The organism is Amnibacterium sp. (assembly GCF_051956055.1).
Classification (GTDB): domain Bacteria; phylum Actinomycetota; class Actinomycetes; order Actinomycetales; family Microbacteriaceae; genus Amnibacterium.
Genome location: NZ_JBQCGC010000039.1, coordinates 30,056 through 44,147, shown reverse-complemented (window position 1 = coordinate 44,147; position 14,092 = coordinate 30,056). Strand labels below are relative to the sequence as shown.

Below are 14,092 nucleotides of genomic sequence, written 5' to 3'. Positions count from 1 at the left end.
CTCCCGCGAGGTGCTCGTCGTTGCGCACGCGCTCGGCGTGTCGCGGACGACTGCGAGCACCTCGCCGACGGGCTCAGCGGCCGAGGGGGCGCCAGACGACGAGCTGGGTGCTGCGACGGGTGCGGGTGCCGGTCGGCAGCGGGGTGACCTCGCCGGCGGAGCCCGCGGCGAAGACACGCCGGCCCGGGCGGTTGAGGAGTTCGTCGGCGAGGGCGCTCTCCAGCTCGCGCACGCGGCAGTGCAGCTCGTTCACCTGGTCCTCGAGCTCCAGGATGCGGCGGATGCCCTCCAGGCTGACGCCCTCCGAGCCGAGGCGGGAGATCTCCTGCAGCTTCTCGATGTCGCGCATCGAGTAGCGGCGCGACTTGCCTGCGGTGCGGTTGGGGCTGACGAGGCCGAGCCGGTCGTACTGGCGGAGCGTCTGCGGGTGCATGCCCGCGAGCTCTGCCGCGATCGAGATCACGAAGACCGGGCTGTGCTCGTCCATGGTCAGCTCCGGGCCTTCGCCAGGAGGTCGTCGCGCGGGTTCTCGTCACCGAAGGCGGCGACGAGCGCTTCGAGGGCGTCCTTCTGCGCCGAGGACAGGTGGCTCGGGACCGCGACCTCGATCCGGGCGAGCAGGTCGCCCTTCCCGCTCTTCGTCTCGACGCCGCGCCCCTTGACGCGGAGGACACGGCCGCTGGAGGTCCCCGCGGGCACCTTCATGCGCACCGGGTCGCCGCCGAGCGTCGGCACCTCGATCGTCGCACCGAGGGCCGCCTCCGCGAACGTCACGGGGACGTTCACCCTGAGGTTGAGGCCGTCGCGCTCGAACACGGGGTGCTTGTCGACGTGGACGGTGAGGACCAGGTCGCCCGCCTCCCCGCCGTCGGGGCTGGGCTCGCCCTTGCCGCGCAGCTTGAGCTTCTGCCCGTCCGTCACCCCCGCGGGGATGCGGACCGTGATCGGCTTGCCGTTGCCGCCGGAGAGGGTGACGGTGTCGCCCTTCGTGGCGGTGACGAAGTCGATGCTCGTCGTCGCCGTGACGTCCCGGCCCTGCGTGGGGCCGCCGTACCCGCGGAAGCCGCCCGACGGCTGGCCGAAGCCGCCGCCGCCGAACATGCCGCCGAGGATGTCCTCGAAGCCGCCACCCCCGCGGGTGCTCGTGCGCGTCCTGGCGCCCTGACCGAACAGGTTGCCGAACACGTCCTCGAAGCCGCCGCCCTGGCCGCCCGCGCCGCCCGCCGTGAATCGGGCACCGGAGCCCATGGCCCGGATCTGGTCGTACTCGCGTCGCTGCTCCTCGTCGGAGAGCACGCTGTACGCCTCGGAGATCTCCTTGAACCGCGCCTCCGCCTTCGCGTCGCCGGGGTTCGAGTCGGGGTGGAACTGCCGTGCCAGCTTGCGGTAGGCCTTCTTCAGGTCGGCCTGCGAGACGGACTTGTCGACGCCGAGGACCTGGTAGAAGTCCTTCTCGAACCAGTCCTGACTCGCCACGGTTCAGCTCCCGGAGGGGGTGTCGACGACGACCTTCGCCACGCGGAGGGTGGTGTCGCCGATGCGGTAGCCGCGCTCGACGACGTCGGACACGGTCGGCTGCTGCACGTCGGGGCTCTCCCGCTGGAAGATCGCGTCGTGCTGGTGCGGGTCGAAGAGCTCGCCCTTCTCGCCGTACGCCGTGATCCCGAGCCGGCCGACCGCCCCCCGCAGCTTCTGCGCGATCGCGGTCAGCGGGCCCCCCTCGGCGAGGTCGCCGTGCGCCTCCGCGCGGTCCAGGTCGTCGAGCACGGGCAGGATCGCCCGCGCCGCGTCCCCGGTCGCCCGCTCCTTGATGGTCTCCCGCTCCCGCTCGGTGCGGCGGCGGTAGTTGGCGTACTCGGCGGTCACCCGCTTCAGGTCGGCGAGGTGCTCGCTCTCGGCGCGTGGCGTCCCGTCCGGACCCATGCCCTCCGGCAGCTCGCCCTCGCCGTTCAGGAACGCCTGGTCGGCATCGGAGAGGGAGGTCTCGACGTCGGGGCCCTCGGCCTCGACGAACCCGTCGGCGGCTTCGCCGCCCTCGGGGGCGCCCGACCCGGGCGCCCCTTCCGGCTTCTCGTTCTCGTCCGTCATCGCTTCGGCTCGTCCTCGTCCACGACCTCGGCGTCCACCACGTCCTCGTCGTCGGACGAGGAGGAGGCACCGGTCGCGTCCGCGGTCGGGGCCGCCTGCTCGTTCTGCGAGTTCGCGTAGATCGCCTGGCCCAGCTTGGTCTGGCTCTCGTTCAGCTTGTCGAACGCGGTCTTCACCGCGTCGTCGTCCTCACCGGCGAGCGCGCTCTTCAGCGCGTCGACGTCGGCCTGCACCTCGTCCTTGACGTCGGCGGGCAGCTTCTCGTCGTTCTCCTTGATCAGCTTCTCGATCGAGTAGACGAGCTGCTCGCCGGAGTTGCGGACCTCGGCGGCCTCGCGGCGCCGCTTGTCCTCGGCGGCGTGCTCCTCCGCCTCGCGGACCATGCGCTCGATGTCCTCCTTCGGGAGGCTCGAGCCGCCCGTGATGGTCATCGACTGCTCCTTGCCGGTGCCCTTGTCCTTCGCGGACACGTGCACGATGCCGTTCGCGTCGATGTCGAAGGTGACCTCGACCTGCGGGATGCCGCGCGGCGCCGGGGCGATGCCGGTCAGCTCGAAGGTGCCGAGGTTCTTGTTGTCCCGGGTGAACTCGCGCTCGCCCTGGAACACCTGGATCGCGACGGACGGCTGGTTGTCGTCCGCCGTGGTGAACGTCTCGCTCCGCTTGGTCGGGATGGCCGTGTTGCGCTCGATGAGCTTGGTCATGATCCCGCCCTTGGTCTCGATGCCGAGGGACAGCGGGGTGACGTCGATCAGGAGGACGTCCTTGCGCTCGCCCTTCAGCACACCGGCCTGCAGCGCAGCGCCGACGGCGACGACCTCGTCCGGGTTGACGCCCTTGTTGGGCTCCTTGCCGCCGGTGAGCTTCTTCACCAGGTCGGACACCGCCGGCATGCGGGTCGAGCCACCGACGAGCACGACGTGCGCGATGTCGGCGACCTTGACGCCCGCCTCCTTGATGACGTCCTCGAACGGCTTGCGGGTGCGGTCGAGCAGGTCGCTCGTCATGTTCTCGAACTGGGCGCGCGTGAGCGTCTCGTCGAGGTTGGCCGGGCCGTTCTCCGTCAGGGAGAGGTAGGGCAGCGTGATGGTGGTGGAGGTCGAGCTCGAGAGCTCCTTCTTCGCCTGCTCGGCGGCCTCCTTGAGGCGCTGGAGCGCGATCTTGTCCTTCGAGACGTCGACGCCCGTCGAGTCCTTGAAGCGCTTGATCAGGTGGTCGACGACCCGCTGGTCCCAGTCGTCGCCGCCCAGCCGGTTGTCACCGGCGGTCGCGCGGACCTGGATGGTCGAGAAGCCCTCGTCCTTGCCCACCTCGAGGAGGGACACGTCGAAGGTGCCGCCGCCGAGGTCGAAGACGAGGATGAGCTCGTCCTCACGGCCCTTGTCGAGGCCGTAGGCGAGCGCCGCGGCCGTCGGCTCGTTGATGATGCGGAGGACGTTGAGGCCGGCGATCTCGCCGGCGTCCTTCGTCGCCTGGCGCTCGGCGTCGTTGAAGTACGCGGGCACGGTGATGACGGCGTCGGTGACGGTGTCACCGAGGTACTGCTCGGCGTCGCGCTTCAGCTTGCCGAGGATGCGGGCCGAGATCTCCTGCGGCGTGTACCGCTTGGAGTCGATCTCCGTCGTCCACGAGGTGCCCATGTGGCGCTTGACGGACGAGATGGTGCGGTCGACGTTCGTGACGGCCTGCCGCTTCGCGGTCTCGCCGACGAGCACGTCGCCGTCCTTCGTGAATGCGACGACGGAGGGGGTGGTGCGGAAGCCCTCCGCGTTGGCGATGACCGTCGGGTCGCCGCCCTCGAGCACGGCGACCACGGAGTTCGTGGTGCCGAGGTCGATTCCTACGGCACGAGCCATGGGGGTTCTCCTTGCGTTGATGATCGGGGCACGACTTGCGTCGTGGCGACTCAACTCTAGGGATCCCGTTCGGGCCTGTCCAATCCGTCGGACAGAAGTTGAGTCACTGAGACTCAACTCTCAGGAACGGCCGGCATTCCCGATCAGGCGGCGAAGCCGCCGCGCAGCACCGTCAGGAGCACGAGCCCGACGCAGACACCCACCGTGATGAGGATCGGCGTCCGCGGCTTCCAGCCCCGCGACGGCGCGGTCCTCAGGAGCCACAGCGAGCCCGCACCGCCGATCATCCCGCCCACGAGCATCGTGAGGCCCGACGCGCCGAACGCGAGCGACAGCAGGAGGTTGATGCCGATCATCACGAGGATCTGCGCCCGCAGCTGCGGCTGCTCCCACACCTCCACCAGCAGTGCCGCGAACAGCCCGAACAGGGGCGCCGTCAAGCCGTACGAGCCGCCGCCCGCGAGCATCGTGCCCGCCGTGCCGACGACGGAGGCCGTGGCGGCGACGCCGAGGAAGCGCCGGACGCCGAGCATGCGCTCCAGCTGGGGGGCGGTGAGCCACCAGAACACCGCCGGGAGCGCGGCGTAGAGGATCGCGATGCTCGCCGAGGCCGGATAGACCAGCGGAGCGGTGACGAAGCGCCAGACCTGCCACCCGTAGCCGGGGATGCCCGCGAGCCAGTCGAACGGCAGGTTGTTGGTGAGCAGGCCGATGAGGAAGAGCGCCGCGTAGACGACCAGGACGATCTGCGAGACGGAGGCGCCCGACACCCCGCCCCAGCCGGCGAGCATCGAGCGCGTCCTGCCGCTGCCGACGGGCCGACGACGCCGCTTCGGCTTCGTCATCGGCGCCACGTTGCCCGCGGGTCGCCAGGCCACGCCGCCCGAGGTCTCGCGCACGCAGTCGGGGCAGTGGACACCGACCGGCGCAAGGATCTGGCATTCCGGGCACACCGTGCGCCCGCAGCGCTGGCACAGCACCCAGCTCTGCCGCCCCGGATGCCGATAGCAGACGGAGGGATCGATCTCGACGGCTCCGGTTCCCTCGCTCACGAGGAGGGATTCTCCCTGAGATCCGGCACGGGTGCGGCGCGCTCCGCGTCCCCCGTCCGGGCGCGGCAGCCGAAACGGCCCGCGCATGAAGCACTTCGACAGGCTGGTCGCACTCCGGCAGGCTGCGAGCGCGCTGTTCAGCCTGCCGAAGCGCTGCTGGCCTGCCGAAGTGCACGAACGGGGGATGCGGGCGCGCCATCCCGCGGTCGTATGCTCCGGCGCATGACCGTGGCTCCGGCGCCCGCCGTCCGCCTCCTCGACCGACGCGTCTTCGCCTGGGCGGCCTGGGACTGGGGCAGCGCCTCGTTCAACGCGGTCATCACGACGTTCGTGTTCACGGTGTACCTCACCAGCGACGCGTTCGCGGGGGTCGCCCCCGACGCGCCCGGCTACAAGGTCGCGAAGGCGGCGCTCTCGAGCGGGCTCGGCTGGGGGCTCGCGATCGCCGGTGTCGCGGTCGCGCTCATCGCCCCGGTGGTCGGGCGGCGCTCGGACGCGGTGGGGCGCCGTCGCCGTCCCCTGGCGATCGCGAGCGCCGTCGTCGCCGCCTCCATGGTCGGGATGTTCCTCGTCCAGCCGTCGCCGGGGTTCTTCTGGTTCGGCGTCGCCCTCGTCTCGATCGGCACCGTGGCCTACGAGGCGGGCGCCGTCAACTACAACGCGATGCTGCTGCCGCTGTCGACCCCGAAGTCGATCGGGCGGATCAGCGCGTTCGGCTGGGCCTCCGGCTACGTCGGCGGCATCGTCCTCCTCGTCCTGCTCGTCACGACGCTGATCCCCATCGGGAGCTTCGGGGTGCGGCTGAGCGCGCTCGTCTGCGCGATCTGGTTCGCGGTGTTCGCGGTCCCCGTACTCTTCGCGGTCCCGGACGATCGGAGGATCGCCACAGGCGAGCAGCTCGGCGTGCTCGCGACGTACCGCCGCCTGATCGCCGACGTCGTCGGCCTGTGGCGGAGCGACCGCAACCTGCTGCTCTTCCTGATCGCGAGCGCCGTGTTCCGGGACGGGCTCACCGGCGTCTTCACCTTCGGCGCCGTCATCGCCGCCGCCGTGTTCGGGTTCACGTTCTCGGAGGTCCTCGTGTTCGGGGTCGCCGCGAACCTCGTGGCGGGGGTCAGCACCCTCATCTCCGGTCGGTTCGACGACCGCTACGGGCCGAAGCCGGTGATCATGACGTCGCTCGTCGGCCTCGTGGTCTGCGGGACGATCGCGTTCGCGCTCCAGCACGAGGGCCGCTGGGTCTTCTGGGTCTTCGGCCTGGCGCTGTGCCTGTTCGTGGGTCCCGCGCAGACCTCGAGCCGCGCCCTCCTCGGCCGGCTGGTCCCCGCCGAGCGCGCCGGTGAGCTGTTCGGCCTCTACGCCACGACCGGCAGGGCCGCGAGCTTCATCGCTCCGGCGGCCTTCGCGGCACTGACCGCGATCGCGCAGGACCAGGGCTTCGGCATCCTCGGCATCGTGCTGGTGCTCGCGCTCGGCCTCGTCCTGATGCTGCCGGTCAAGGGGTCCTTCTCACCAGCCGAGGGTGCCGGGCGCGCCCTTGAAGGGGCCGACCACCCGTGAGGTGATCCAGCCGCCGTAGAAGTCCCCCTCCTGCGGCACGACGACCTCGTCGTCGACCAGACAGCGGTCCATCTTCGACGGGTAGACGGCGACCCGGCCCCTGAGCGCCTCGTAGCCGGGCCACGGCTCGGGGTAGGTCCACGCGGAGCGCACCGCGATCCGGTCCCCGGCCGCGATCGTCAGGTAGTGCGCCATCCCCTTGAACTCGCACATGCTGAGGCCGCCCGCATCGTGGACGGGCACGAGGAAGGCATCGCGCGGGAGGTAGTAGACCGGCGGGTGGCTCGTCTCGAGCACCCGGACGGCGTCGGTGGTGTCCACGACCAGCACGCCGCCCAGCTCGATGCGGATGCGTTCGTCGGACGGCTGGACCGCGGGCGGCCTCGGGTAGTCGCACACCGACTCCTGGCCGGCCGCCGGGGGGATCCGCTGCATCCGCTTGGCCCGCATGCGCACAGTGTGCGCGCCGGAGATGTGCGTCGATCCGGGGATCCGCGGCAATCCCCGGATCCAGGGACGCCTTCAGGAGGGGAGGACCGCAGCGGCGATCGCGAGCAGCGTCACACCGAACCCCGCGCCGTAGTTGATGGCGAGGAACCGCCGCCAGCCGCGGTTCGCCCGCTCGGCCGTGGCGTCCGTGATCGTGACGAACGGCAGCACCATCGCCAGGTAGGGGATCGCCAGGAGGCCCGCGAGCCACGTCGGCCAGCCCGAGCACGCGGCCAGCACCCCGGCGGCCAGGTAGAGCGCAGCGGAGCCGATCACCGTGGGGCGCGCGCCGAGCACGGTCGCGACGGAGCCGATGCCGGCCTCCCGGTCGGCGGGGATGTCCTGGACCGCCCCGAAGGCGTGGCTGGCCATGCCCCAGCAGAAGAACGCGACCAGCAGGAGCACGACGCGCGCATCGGGGGCCGCGCCCGCGAGCGCCACCCCGTAGACCGCCGGACTGACGAAATGGGTGCTCGAGGTGATCGAGTCGAGCACCGGCCGCTCCTTGAACCGCAGCCCGGGCGCGCTGTACGCGATCACCGCGAAGACGCTGATCGCGAGCACGACCCAGGAGGCGGGACCGCCGAGCAGCACGAGCACGACGAGGAACGGCACGTTCGTCACGAGCGCCGCGAGGAGGGTCGGCCGGTGGAAGGCGGGCGCCAGCACCGCGCCCTCCACGCCTCCCTTGCGCGGGTTCCGCAGGTCCGACTCGTAGTCGAACACGTCGTTGATCCCGTACATCGCGAGGTTGTAGGGCACGAGGAAGTAGACGGCGCCCACCACGAGCGGCAGCGGGTCGACCGGCCGCGCCAGGAGGAGGTAGGCGAGCGCGAACGGGTACGCGGTGTTGATCCAGGAGAGCGGCCGCGAGGCCACGAACAGGTGCCGGATCACCGGGTCCTCCTCCTCTCGAGCAGCACCCAGAGCGCGGGGAGCGCGAGCGCGGCGACGACGCAGTAGGAGAAGTCCTCGATCGGCGCGACGCCGATCCGGAGCCCGAGGATGCGGCTCGGGTCGTAGGCGACGATCCCCGAGCCGACGATGACGTTGTCGAACACCGCGGTGAGGGCCACGAGCACGACGAGCCCCAGAAGCGCGGCGACGAGCGCCCTCCGTCCTGCGCGCGCGAGCACGAGCAGGGACACCGCGGACACGGGCACCGCCACGCCCGCCGCGAGCCACAGGTAGGTCGTCACGAGCCGTCCCGCCCGCCCTGCTCCCCTGCCGGCAGCACCGCGGCGCGGCCAGGACCCAGGAGGCGATGCGCCAGCGCGAACCCGTCCATCGCGCTCAGACAGAGCAGGATCAGGAAGAAGAGCTCCTCGATCGGGATCTGCGGCGCGAGGTCGATCCCGACCAGGAGGTGCTGCCGCCCCTCGAAGAAGACGCCGAGCCCGACCCCCGCCGCGTCCCACAGGAGGAAGCCGGCGACGCCGACGACGAGCACGACGGCGGCCCGGATCGGCGCGGCGCCGAGGAAGAGCTTGAGCCTGAGGTCGAGCACGACGAGCCCGGCGATGGCGACGAGGAGCCCGGCGAGGTACAGCCCGGTCACGGGCGCACGAGGGGCTCGGGCAGCGGCCCGGGAGAGGTGTCGCCGTGGAGGCGCTTGATCACCAGCTCCGCGCTGATGAGGCACATCGGCAACCCGATCCCGGGGATGGTGGAACCGCCCGCGAACAGCAGCCCGTCGACCCTCGTGCTGACGTTGCCCGCCCGGAACAGCGCGGACTGGCGGAGCGTGTGGGCCGGCCCGAGCGCGGTGCCCTGCCAGGCGGCGAGGTCGTCCCGGAAGTCGGCCGGCCCGATCGTCCTGCGCACCTCGATCCGGTCGCGCAGGTCGGGCACGCCGGCCCAGCGCGCGATCTGGTCGATCGCGCGGTCCGCGATCCGCTCGACCGCGGCCTCACCCGCCCCGTGGACGCCGCCGTGGCCGAGACCGGGATCGGCGGGGACGGGGACGAGCACGAAGAGGTTCTCGTGCCCCTCCGGAGCGACCGCGTCCGACGCGCTGGGTCGACAGACGTACAGGGACAGCTCGTCGGGCAGCGGAGGGCCGGGCTCGCGCTTCGGCATGACGGCGCCGAAATTCTCCGCCCAGTCCGCGGTGAAGAGGAGCGTGTGGTGGAGCAGCTCGGGCAGCGCTCCGCGCACGCCGAGGAGGACGAGGACCGCGGAGGGACCGGGGGTGCGCTTCGCCCACCAGTCCGCGTCGTAGGTGCGCAGCGCCGGCGGCAGCAGGGTGCGCTCCGCGGCCTCGAGGTCCATCGCGCTCACCACGAGGTCGGCGGGGATCGTCTCGCCGTCCGCCGTGCGCACGCCGGTCACGGCCGGCCGGCCGCCGGTGCGCCCCTCCGTCAGGATGCGGGCCGCTGCCGTCCCGGTGCGGATGTCGACGCCGCGCCGCTCGGCCTGCCCGCGGATCGCCTCGATCACCGCGCTGATGCCGCCGGCGGGATACAGCACGCCGCCTTCGAGGTCCAGGGTGCTCATCAGGTGGTACATCCCGGGCGCCCGGTACGGGGAGCTGCCGAGGAACACGGCGGGATACTGCAGGATCTGCGCGAGGCGCCGGTCGTGGAACCGGCGGGTGACGTACCGCTGCAGGCTCTCCACGAGCATCGGGACGAGCTTCGGCAGCCCCCGGATCACCTCCGGGACGAGCAGCGGCCGCAGATCCTGGAAGGTCGTGTAGAGGAAGTAGCGCTTCGCGGTCTCGTACACCCACCTGGCGGAGTCGAGGTAGCGCGCGAGCACCGCCCCCGCACCCGGCTCGAGCCGCTCGGCGAGGGCGATGTTCGCGGCCCGGTCGGCGGCGATGTCCACCACCTCGGCGGCCGCGCCGTCCGCGGGCTCGAACAGCACCCGGTAGCCCGGGTCGAGCTGCCGCAGGTCGAGCTCCTCCGCGGCGCTCGAGCCGAGCAGGCGGAAGAAGTGGTCGAAGACCTCGGGCATGAGGTACCAGGAGGGCCCGGTCTCGAACCGGTAGCCGCCGGTGCGCCACTCCCCGGCCCGGCCGCCCACCGCGTCCCTCGCCTCGAGCAGGACGACCTCGTGCCCCTCCTCCGCCAGCAGGGCGGCGGTCGCGAGCCCCGCGATGCCCCCGCCGATCACCACCGCGCGGCTCATCGCCGCCTCGGCAGCCTGCCGGCGACGGCGAGCGCCGCCAGCCGCGCCTTCTGCGGGTCGGGCACGCGGATCCTGGTGCTCCGCAGCGTCGTGGCGGGGGTCGCCCGGATGCGGTCGGCGAGCTCGGCGAACAGGGCGTGCGCGAGCGCGACGGCGCGGCGCGGCCCCGGTTCGAGGAGCGGGAGCGCGGCTGCTGCCGCGCCCAGGTCGGCGTCGATGTCGTCGAGGAGCCGATCCTTCGTCGCGTCGTCGAGCCGCGCCACGTCGACGCCCGGGAAGTAGGCACGGCCGAGACCGTCCGCGTCCGCCGCGAGATCGCGGAGGAAGTTCACCTTCTGGAACGCCGCGCCGAGACGCCGCGCCCCGCGCTCCAGCACCGCGAGCTGCTCCGGCGTGCGCGGCGGCCCGGCCGCGATGAACGCGCGGAGGCACATGAGGCCGACCACCTCGGCCGATCCATCCACGTACGCGGAGAACGACGCGTCGGTGTGGGTGACGCGCTGCAGGTCCATGCGCATGGAGGCGAAGAACGGCGTCACGATCTCCCGCTCGATCCCCACGTCCCGCGCCGTGGCCGCGAACGCGTGCACGACGAGGTTCGTGGAGTACCCCGTGGCCATCGCCTCGTACGTCTCGGCCTCGAGGCGGTCCAGGGCCGTCGCGATGCGCTCGGGGGGCACGCCGGCCGCCGCGGCCACCCCGTCCACGACCTCGTCGGCGAGCCGGACGAGCGCGTAGACGTCCCGGATGTGCCTGCGGGTCACGCGAGGCAGCAGCCGGACCGCGAGCCCGAACGACGTCGAGTACTCCGCGATGACGACCGCCGCGGAGCGGACGGCGGCGCGGTCGTAGCGCGCGAGCGGGGCAGGATTCACGCCGGACCCGATGCTTCGGCGATCGAACGGACTGGCCCTAGGCTGGGCGCCCAACGGCGCCCCCGTTCGGGGGCGTTTCGACGCGGCACGACGGCAAGGGTACAGCGGAGCGGATGACGGAGCCCGACGAGCAGGTGGTCCTGATCGACGACGACGGCACGCCCGTCGGCACGGCGGACAAGGCGACGGTCCACGGCGCCGACACTCCCCTCCACCTCGCGTTCAGCTGTCATGTCCGGGACGCCTCCGGCCGCCTGCTCGTGACGCGGCGCGCACTCTCGAAGCGCACCTGGCCGGGCGTGTGGACGAACTCCTTCTGCGGCCACCCGGCGCCCGGCGAGGACCTGCCCGCAGCGGTCGCCCGGCGCGCGTTCGACGAGCTCGGGATCACCGTCTCCGAGCTGCGGCTCGTCCTGCCCGAGTTCCGGTACCGCGCCGTGGATGCGAGCGGCGTCGTCGAGAACGAGCTCTGCCCCGTGTTCACCGCGGTGACGCTCGACCCGGTGCAGCCGGACCCGGACGAGGTGGCCGAGTACCGCTGGATCGACGCCGACGACCTCGAGCGGGCGGTGAGCGCGGCACCGTGGGCCTTCAGCCCGTGGCTGAACCTGCAGCTCGCGGAGCTCGCGTCCTTCCGGTCCTGACGCCCCCTGCCGGCCGGTGAGCATCCGCCCCGGGCCGACCTGCGCGATTCACGTGCAGGTTCAACCTCCGGTCGAACCTGCATCCGTCACCGAGACGTCCGCCCGCACGAAGTTCAGGTACGAGCGCGACGCGGTCGGCCCGCGCTGCCCCTGGTAGCGGGAGGCGTACTCGCCCGAGCCGTAGGGCTTCTCCGCGGGGGAGCTGAGCCGGAAGAAGCAGAGCTGGCCGATCTTCATGCCGGGCCAGAGCTTGATCGGGAGCGTCGCGACGTTGCTCAGCTCGAGCGTGATGTGGCCCGTGAAGCCCGGGTCGACGAACCCGGCCGTCGAGTGCGTCAGGAGGCCCAGCCGACCGAGCGAGCTCTTCCCCTCGAGCCGAGCCGCGATGTCGTCCGGCAGCGTGACGGCCTCGAACGTCGCCCCGAGCACGAACTCGCCCGGATGCAGGATGAACGACTGGCCGGGCTTCGTCTCCACGAGCCGGGTCAGCTCCGGCTGGTGCTCCGCCGGATCGATGACCGCGTACTTGTGGTTGTCGAACAGGCGGAAGTAGCGATCGAGTCGCACGTCGAAGCTGGAGGGCTGGAGCAGGCCCGGATCGTAGGGATCGAGCACGACCCGCCCGGACGACAGCTCGGCAGCGATGTCCCGGTCCGACAGCAGCACGGTCCCGACCCTAGCGGGACCGCGGTGGGCCCGAAGGCCCCCGATGGAGCGGGCGACGGGAATCGAACCCGCGCTACCAGCTTGGGAAGCTGGAGTTCTGCCATTGAACTACGCCCGCGATGCGCACGACTGCGCCCCGCGAGTGTAGCAACGCGCGTCGCGGCTCGGAGCGCCGGGTGCGGGTGACGCGCTCACACGCTGGGTGTCCACGCCTCCGGGGGCTCGGAGCGTCCCGTCTCCTCCAGCCACTGGTCGGCCTGCTGCTGCAGGGCGCCGATGATCTGGAACACCTGCTCCGCCGGGATGCGGACCCGCGACGCCACGCGGGCCGGCATGGCCCCGACGACCTCCCCAGCGCCGTCGAGCTGCCGTTGCGGGGCCGGGGAGATGAGGGAGAGGAAGTCGAGCACGAAGGTGCTCGGCGTGTGCCAGATGCCGGCGAAGTCGGCGAAGACCCCGACCTCCTGCTCGGGAGGGACGGTCACGGCGATGGCGGGGCTGCCGGCCTCATCGGTCATGGCGACCACGGTAGGGCGCCGGCGCGGCCCCCGCGCACGACCCGCACCCACCACCCCGGCCGACCCGCGTCGCGTACCGCGGCCCGTTCCGGGCCGCGAAGCGACCCAGCCGCGCCGCAGCGGCGGCGGCGCGGCCATGAGAACTGGCGGACTCCCGGCCGGGCCTGCCATCGTTGGTGCGGAGCCCGCGTCCGTCAGGGCTCACAGGAGGCACGGCGCATGCAGATCAACCAGATCAACCCGGGAACGGCGTTCCACCGCTCCCCGAACCGCATCATCGCGACGCTGTTCGGCGCGGTCTACCTGCTGGTCGGTCTGCTCGGCTTCTTCTGGGTGAACGCGGTCCCGTTCGCGGGTCCCGGCGACGGCACCAACGCGATCTTCGGCCTCTTCGAGGTCAACCCGCTGCACAACGTCCTGCACCTGCTCATCGGCGCCGCGCTGGTGATCGCGGGCGCGGGCACGGCCGCGTCGGCGAAGGCGGCGAACAGCACGGTCGGCGCCCTGTACCTGCTGCTCGGCATCGTCGGGTTCTTTCTCACGGCGCCCGACGGCGGCCGCTCGCCGATCAACTTCCTGTCGCTCAACGTGCCGGACCACATCCTGCACCTCGCCTCGGCGCTGCTGCTGCTCGCGACCGGCCTCGGCGCCGACCGCGGCGTGACGCGCGCGACCGAGCAGCCGGAGCCCGCCGCCCAGCACGTCTGATCCGCGCCTGGTGCGCACCTGGCCCGGCCTGGCCGCGATCGGTGCCGGGCTGATCCATCTCGGGAGCGCCGCGGGCACTGCACCCGCGGTCCTCGTCCCGCTGGCCCTGCTCGGCGCTGCCGAGGTGCTGTGGGGCGTCGGCGCGCTGGCGCGTCCGGAGCCCCCGTTCCCGCGTGCGGCGGCCGTCGCCGTCGCCGTCGCGGTGGTCCTCGGCTCGGTGGGGCTGCTGCTGCCCGCGGCGGCCGCCAGGCACGGCGGCATGGTCGACCTCGGCGTGCCGGGCGGCGCCTTCGGCGGGGCGGGGGCGCTCGACCTCGTCCTCGCCGTGCTCCTCGCGATCCGGCTGGTGCCGGGTCGACCGGAGGCGGCGGAGCCGCGCCCCGTCCGCTTCCTGATCGCGGCAGGACTGGCCGCGGCGGTGGTCGCGATCGTGACGACGGAGAGCCTCGCGGCGACGTCCGTCGGCGGCCCGATGCGGATGCACTGAGGGCACGGGTTTCACGC

The 14,092-nt window shown here is 72.2% G+C and carries 17 protein-coding genes and 1 tRNA gene; 4 read left to right on the top strand and 14 right to left on the bottom strand.

What is annotated here, in order from left to right; genetic code table 11:
• Positions 1–73 precede the first annotated feature (73 nt).
• From ACTHLI_RS06375 to ACTHLI_RS06355, 5 genes are all read right to left on the bottom strand, one after another.
• Positions 74–487, bottom strand: coding sequence for a heat shock protein transcriptional repressor HspR (locus ACTHLI_RS06375; protein WP_440182303.1), 414 nt, complete (start codon positions 485–487; stop codon positions 74–76).
• Between the two features lie 2 nt (positions 488–489).
• Positions 490–1,476, bottom strand: a complete 987-nt coding sequence (locus ACTHLI_RS06370) for a DnaJ C-terminal domain-containing protein (protein ID WP_440182302.1) — start codon at positions 1,474–1,476, stop codon at positions 490–492.
• A gap of 3 nt (positions 1,477–1,479) precedes the next feature.
• A complete protein-coding gene (locus tag ACTHLI_RS06365) occupies positions 1,480–2,088 on the bottom strand; it encodes a nucleotide exchange factor GrpE (protein ID WP_440182301.1) in 609 nt (202 codons plus the stop codon).
• Positions 2,085–3,944: a molecular chaperone DnaK gene (gene dnaK / locus ACTHLI_RS06360; RefSeq protein WP_440182300.1), complete on the bottom strand. Its 1,860-nt coding sequence runs from the start codon at positions 3,942–3,944 to the stop codon at positions 2,085–2,087. The genes ACTHLI_RS06365 and dnaK overlap by 4 nt, the downstream gene beginning before the upstream one ends.
• Positions 3,945–4,087: 143 nt before the next feature.
• A complete protein-coding gene (locus tag ACTHLI_RS06355) occupies positions 4,088–4,996 on the bottom strand; it encodes a rhomboid family intramembrane serine protease (RefSeq protein WP_440182299.1) in 909 nt (302 codons plus the stop codon).
• A 222-nt stretch (positions 4,997–5,218) separates the two neighbouring features.
• Here ACTHLI_RS06355 and ACTHLI_RS06350 point away from each other — a divergent pair, with 222 nt between their 5' ends.
• The gene (locus ACTHLI_RS06350) at positions 5,219–6,556 is read left to right on the top strand and encodes an MFS transporter (protein WP_440182298.1); all 1,338 of its coding nucleotides are present in this window, start codon (positions 5,219–5,221) and stop codon (positions 6,554–6,556) included.
• On the opposite strand, the gene ACTHLI_RS06345 is transcribed toward ACTHLI_RS06350, so the two are convergent.
• The 6 genes from ACTHLI_RS06345 to ACTHLI_RS06320 all read right to left on the bottom strand — a co-directional run bounded on the left by ACTHLI_RS06345 (position 6,506) and on the right by ACTHLI_RS06320 (position 11,052).
• On the bottom strand, positions 6,506–7,006 hold the full coding sequence (locus ACTHLI_RS06345) for a DUF427 domain-containing protein (RefSeq protein WP_440182297.1): 501 nt from the start codon (positions 7,004–7,006) through the stop codon (positions 6,506–6,508). The genes ACTHLI_RS06350 and ACTHLI_RS06345 overlap by 51 nt on opposite strands.
• A gap of 72 nt (positions 7,007–7,078) precedes the next feature.
• Positions 7,079–7,942: a prenyltransferase gene (locus tag ACTHLI_RS06340; protein ID WP_440182296.1), complete on the bottom strand. Its 864-nt coding sequence runs from the start codon at positions 7,940–7,942 to the stop codon at positions 7,079–7,081.
• Positions 7,939–8,244, bottom strand: a complete 306-nt coding sequence (locus ACTHLI_RS06335; RefSeq protein WP_440182295.1) for a lycopene cyclase domain-containing protein — start codon at positions 8,242–8,244, stop codon at positions 7,939–7,941. Before ACTHLI_RS06335 ends, ACTHLI_RS06340 begins: the two co-directional genes overlap by 4 nt.
• Positions 8,241–8,603: a lycopene cyclase domain-containing protein gene (locus ACTHLI_RS06330; protein ID WP_440182293.1), complete on the bottom strand. Its 363-nt coding sequence runs from the start codon at positions 8,601–8,603 to the stop codon at positions 8,241–8,243. Before ACTHLI_RS06330 ends, ACTHLI_RS06335 begins: the two co-directional genes overlap by 4 nt.
• A complete protein-coding gene (gene crtI / locus ACTHLI_RS06325; protein WP_440182291.1) occupies positions 8,600–10,177 on the bottom strand; it encodes a phytoene desaturase family protein in 1,578 nt (525 codons plus the stop codon). The genes ACTHLI_RS06330 and crtI overlap by 4 nt, the downstream gene beginning before the upstream one ends.
• Positions 10,174–11,052, bottom strand: a complete 879-nt coding sequence (locus ACTHLI_RS06320) for a phytoene/squalene synthase family protein (RefSeq protein WP_440182289.1) — start codon at positions 11,050–11,052, stop codon at positions 10,174–10,176. Before ACTHLI_RS06320 ends, crtI begins: the two co-directional genes overlap by 4 nt.
• A gap of 113 nt (positions 11,053–11,165) precedes the next feature.
• Here ACTHLI_RS06320 and idi point away from each other — a divergent pair, with 113 nt between their 5' ends.
• Positions 11,166–11,696 (top strand): isopentenyl-diphosphate Delta-isomerase, encoded by a 531-nt coding sequence (gene idi, locus ACTHLI_RS06315; protein ID WP_440182287.1) that lies wholly within the window; start codon positions 11,166–11,168, stop codon positions 11,694–11,696.
• A gap of 60 nt (positions 11,697–11,756) precedes the next feature.
• Here the strand turns inward: idi and dcd are convergent, their stop codons facing one another.
• The 3 genes from dcd to ACTHLI_RS06300 all read right to left on the bottom strand — a co-directional run bounded on the left by dcd (position 11,757) and on the right by ACTHLI_RS06300 (position 12,880).
• Positions 11,757–12,362 carry a dCTP deaminase gene (gene dcd / locus ACTHLI_RS06310; protein WP_440182285.1) on the bottom strand — a complete coding sequence of 202 codons (606 nt, stop codon included), beginning with the start codon at positions 12,360–12,362 and terminating at the stop codon, positions 11,757–11,759.
• Between the two features lie 44 nt (positions 12,363–12,406).
• A tRNA-Gly gene (locus ACTHLI_RS06305) sits at positions 12,407–12,480 on the bottom strand.
• Between the two features lie 73 nt (positions 12,481–12,553).
• Entirely contained in the window at positions 12,554–12,880 is a 327-nt protein-coding gene (locus ACTHLI_RS06300) for a DUF3467 domain-containing protein (RefSeq protein ID WP_440182283.1), read from the bottom strand.
• Between the two features lie 219 nt (positions 12,881–13,099).
• On the opposite strand from ACTHLI_RS06300, the gene ACTHLI_RS06295 reads away from it, so the two are divergent.
• Both ACTHLI_RS06295 and ACTHLI_RS06290 read left to right on the top strand, forming a co-directional pair.
• Positions 13,100–13,588, top strand: coding sequence for a DUF4383 domain-containing protein (locus tag ACTHLI_RS06295; protein ID WP_440182281.1), 489 nt, complete (start codon positions 13,100–13,102; stop codon positions 13,586–13,588).
• Between the two features lie 10 nt (positions 13,589–13,598).
• Complete coding sequence (locus tag ACTHLI_RS06290; protein ID WP_440182280.1) at positions 13,599–14,075, top strand: hypothetical protein; 477 nt, start codon at positions 13,599–13,601, stop codon at positions 14,073–14,075.
• Positions 14,076–14,092 lie beyond the last annotated feature (17 nt).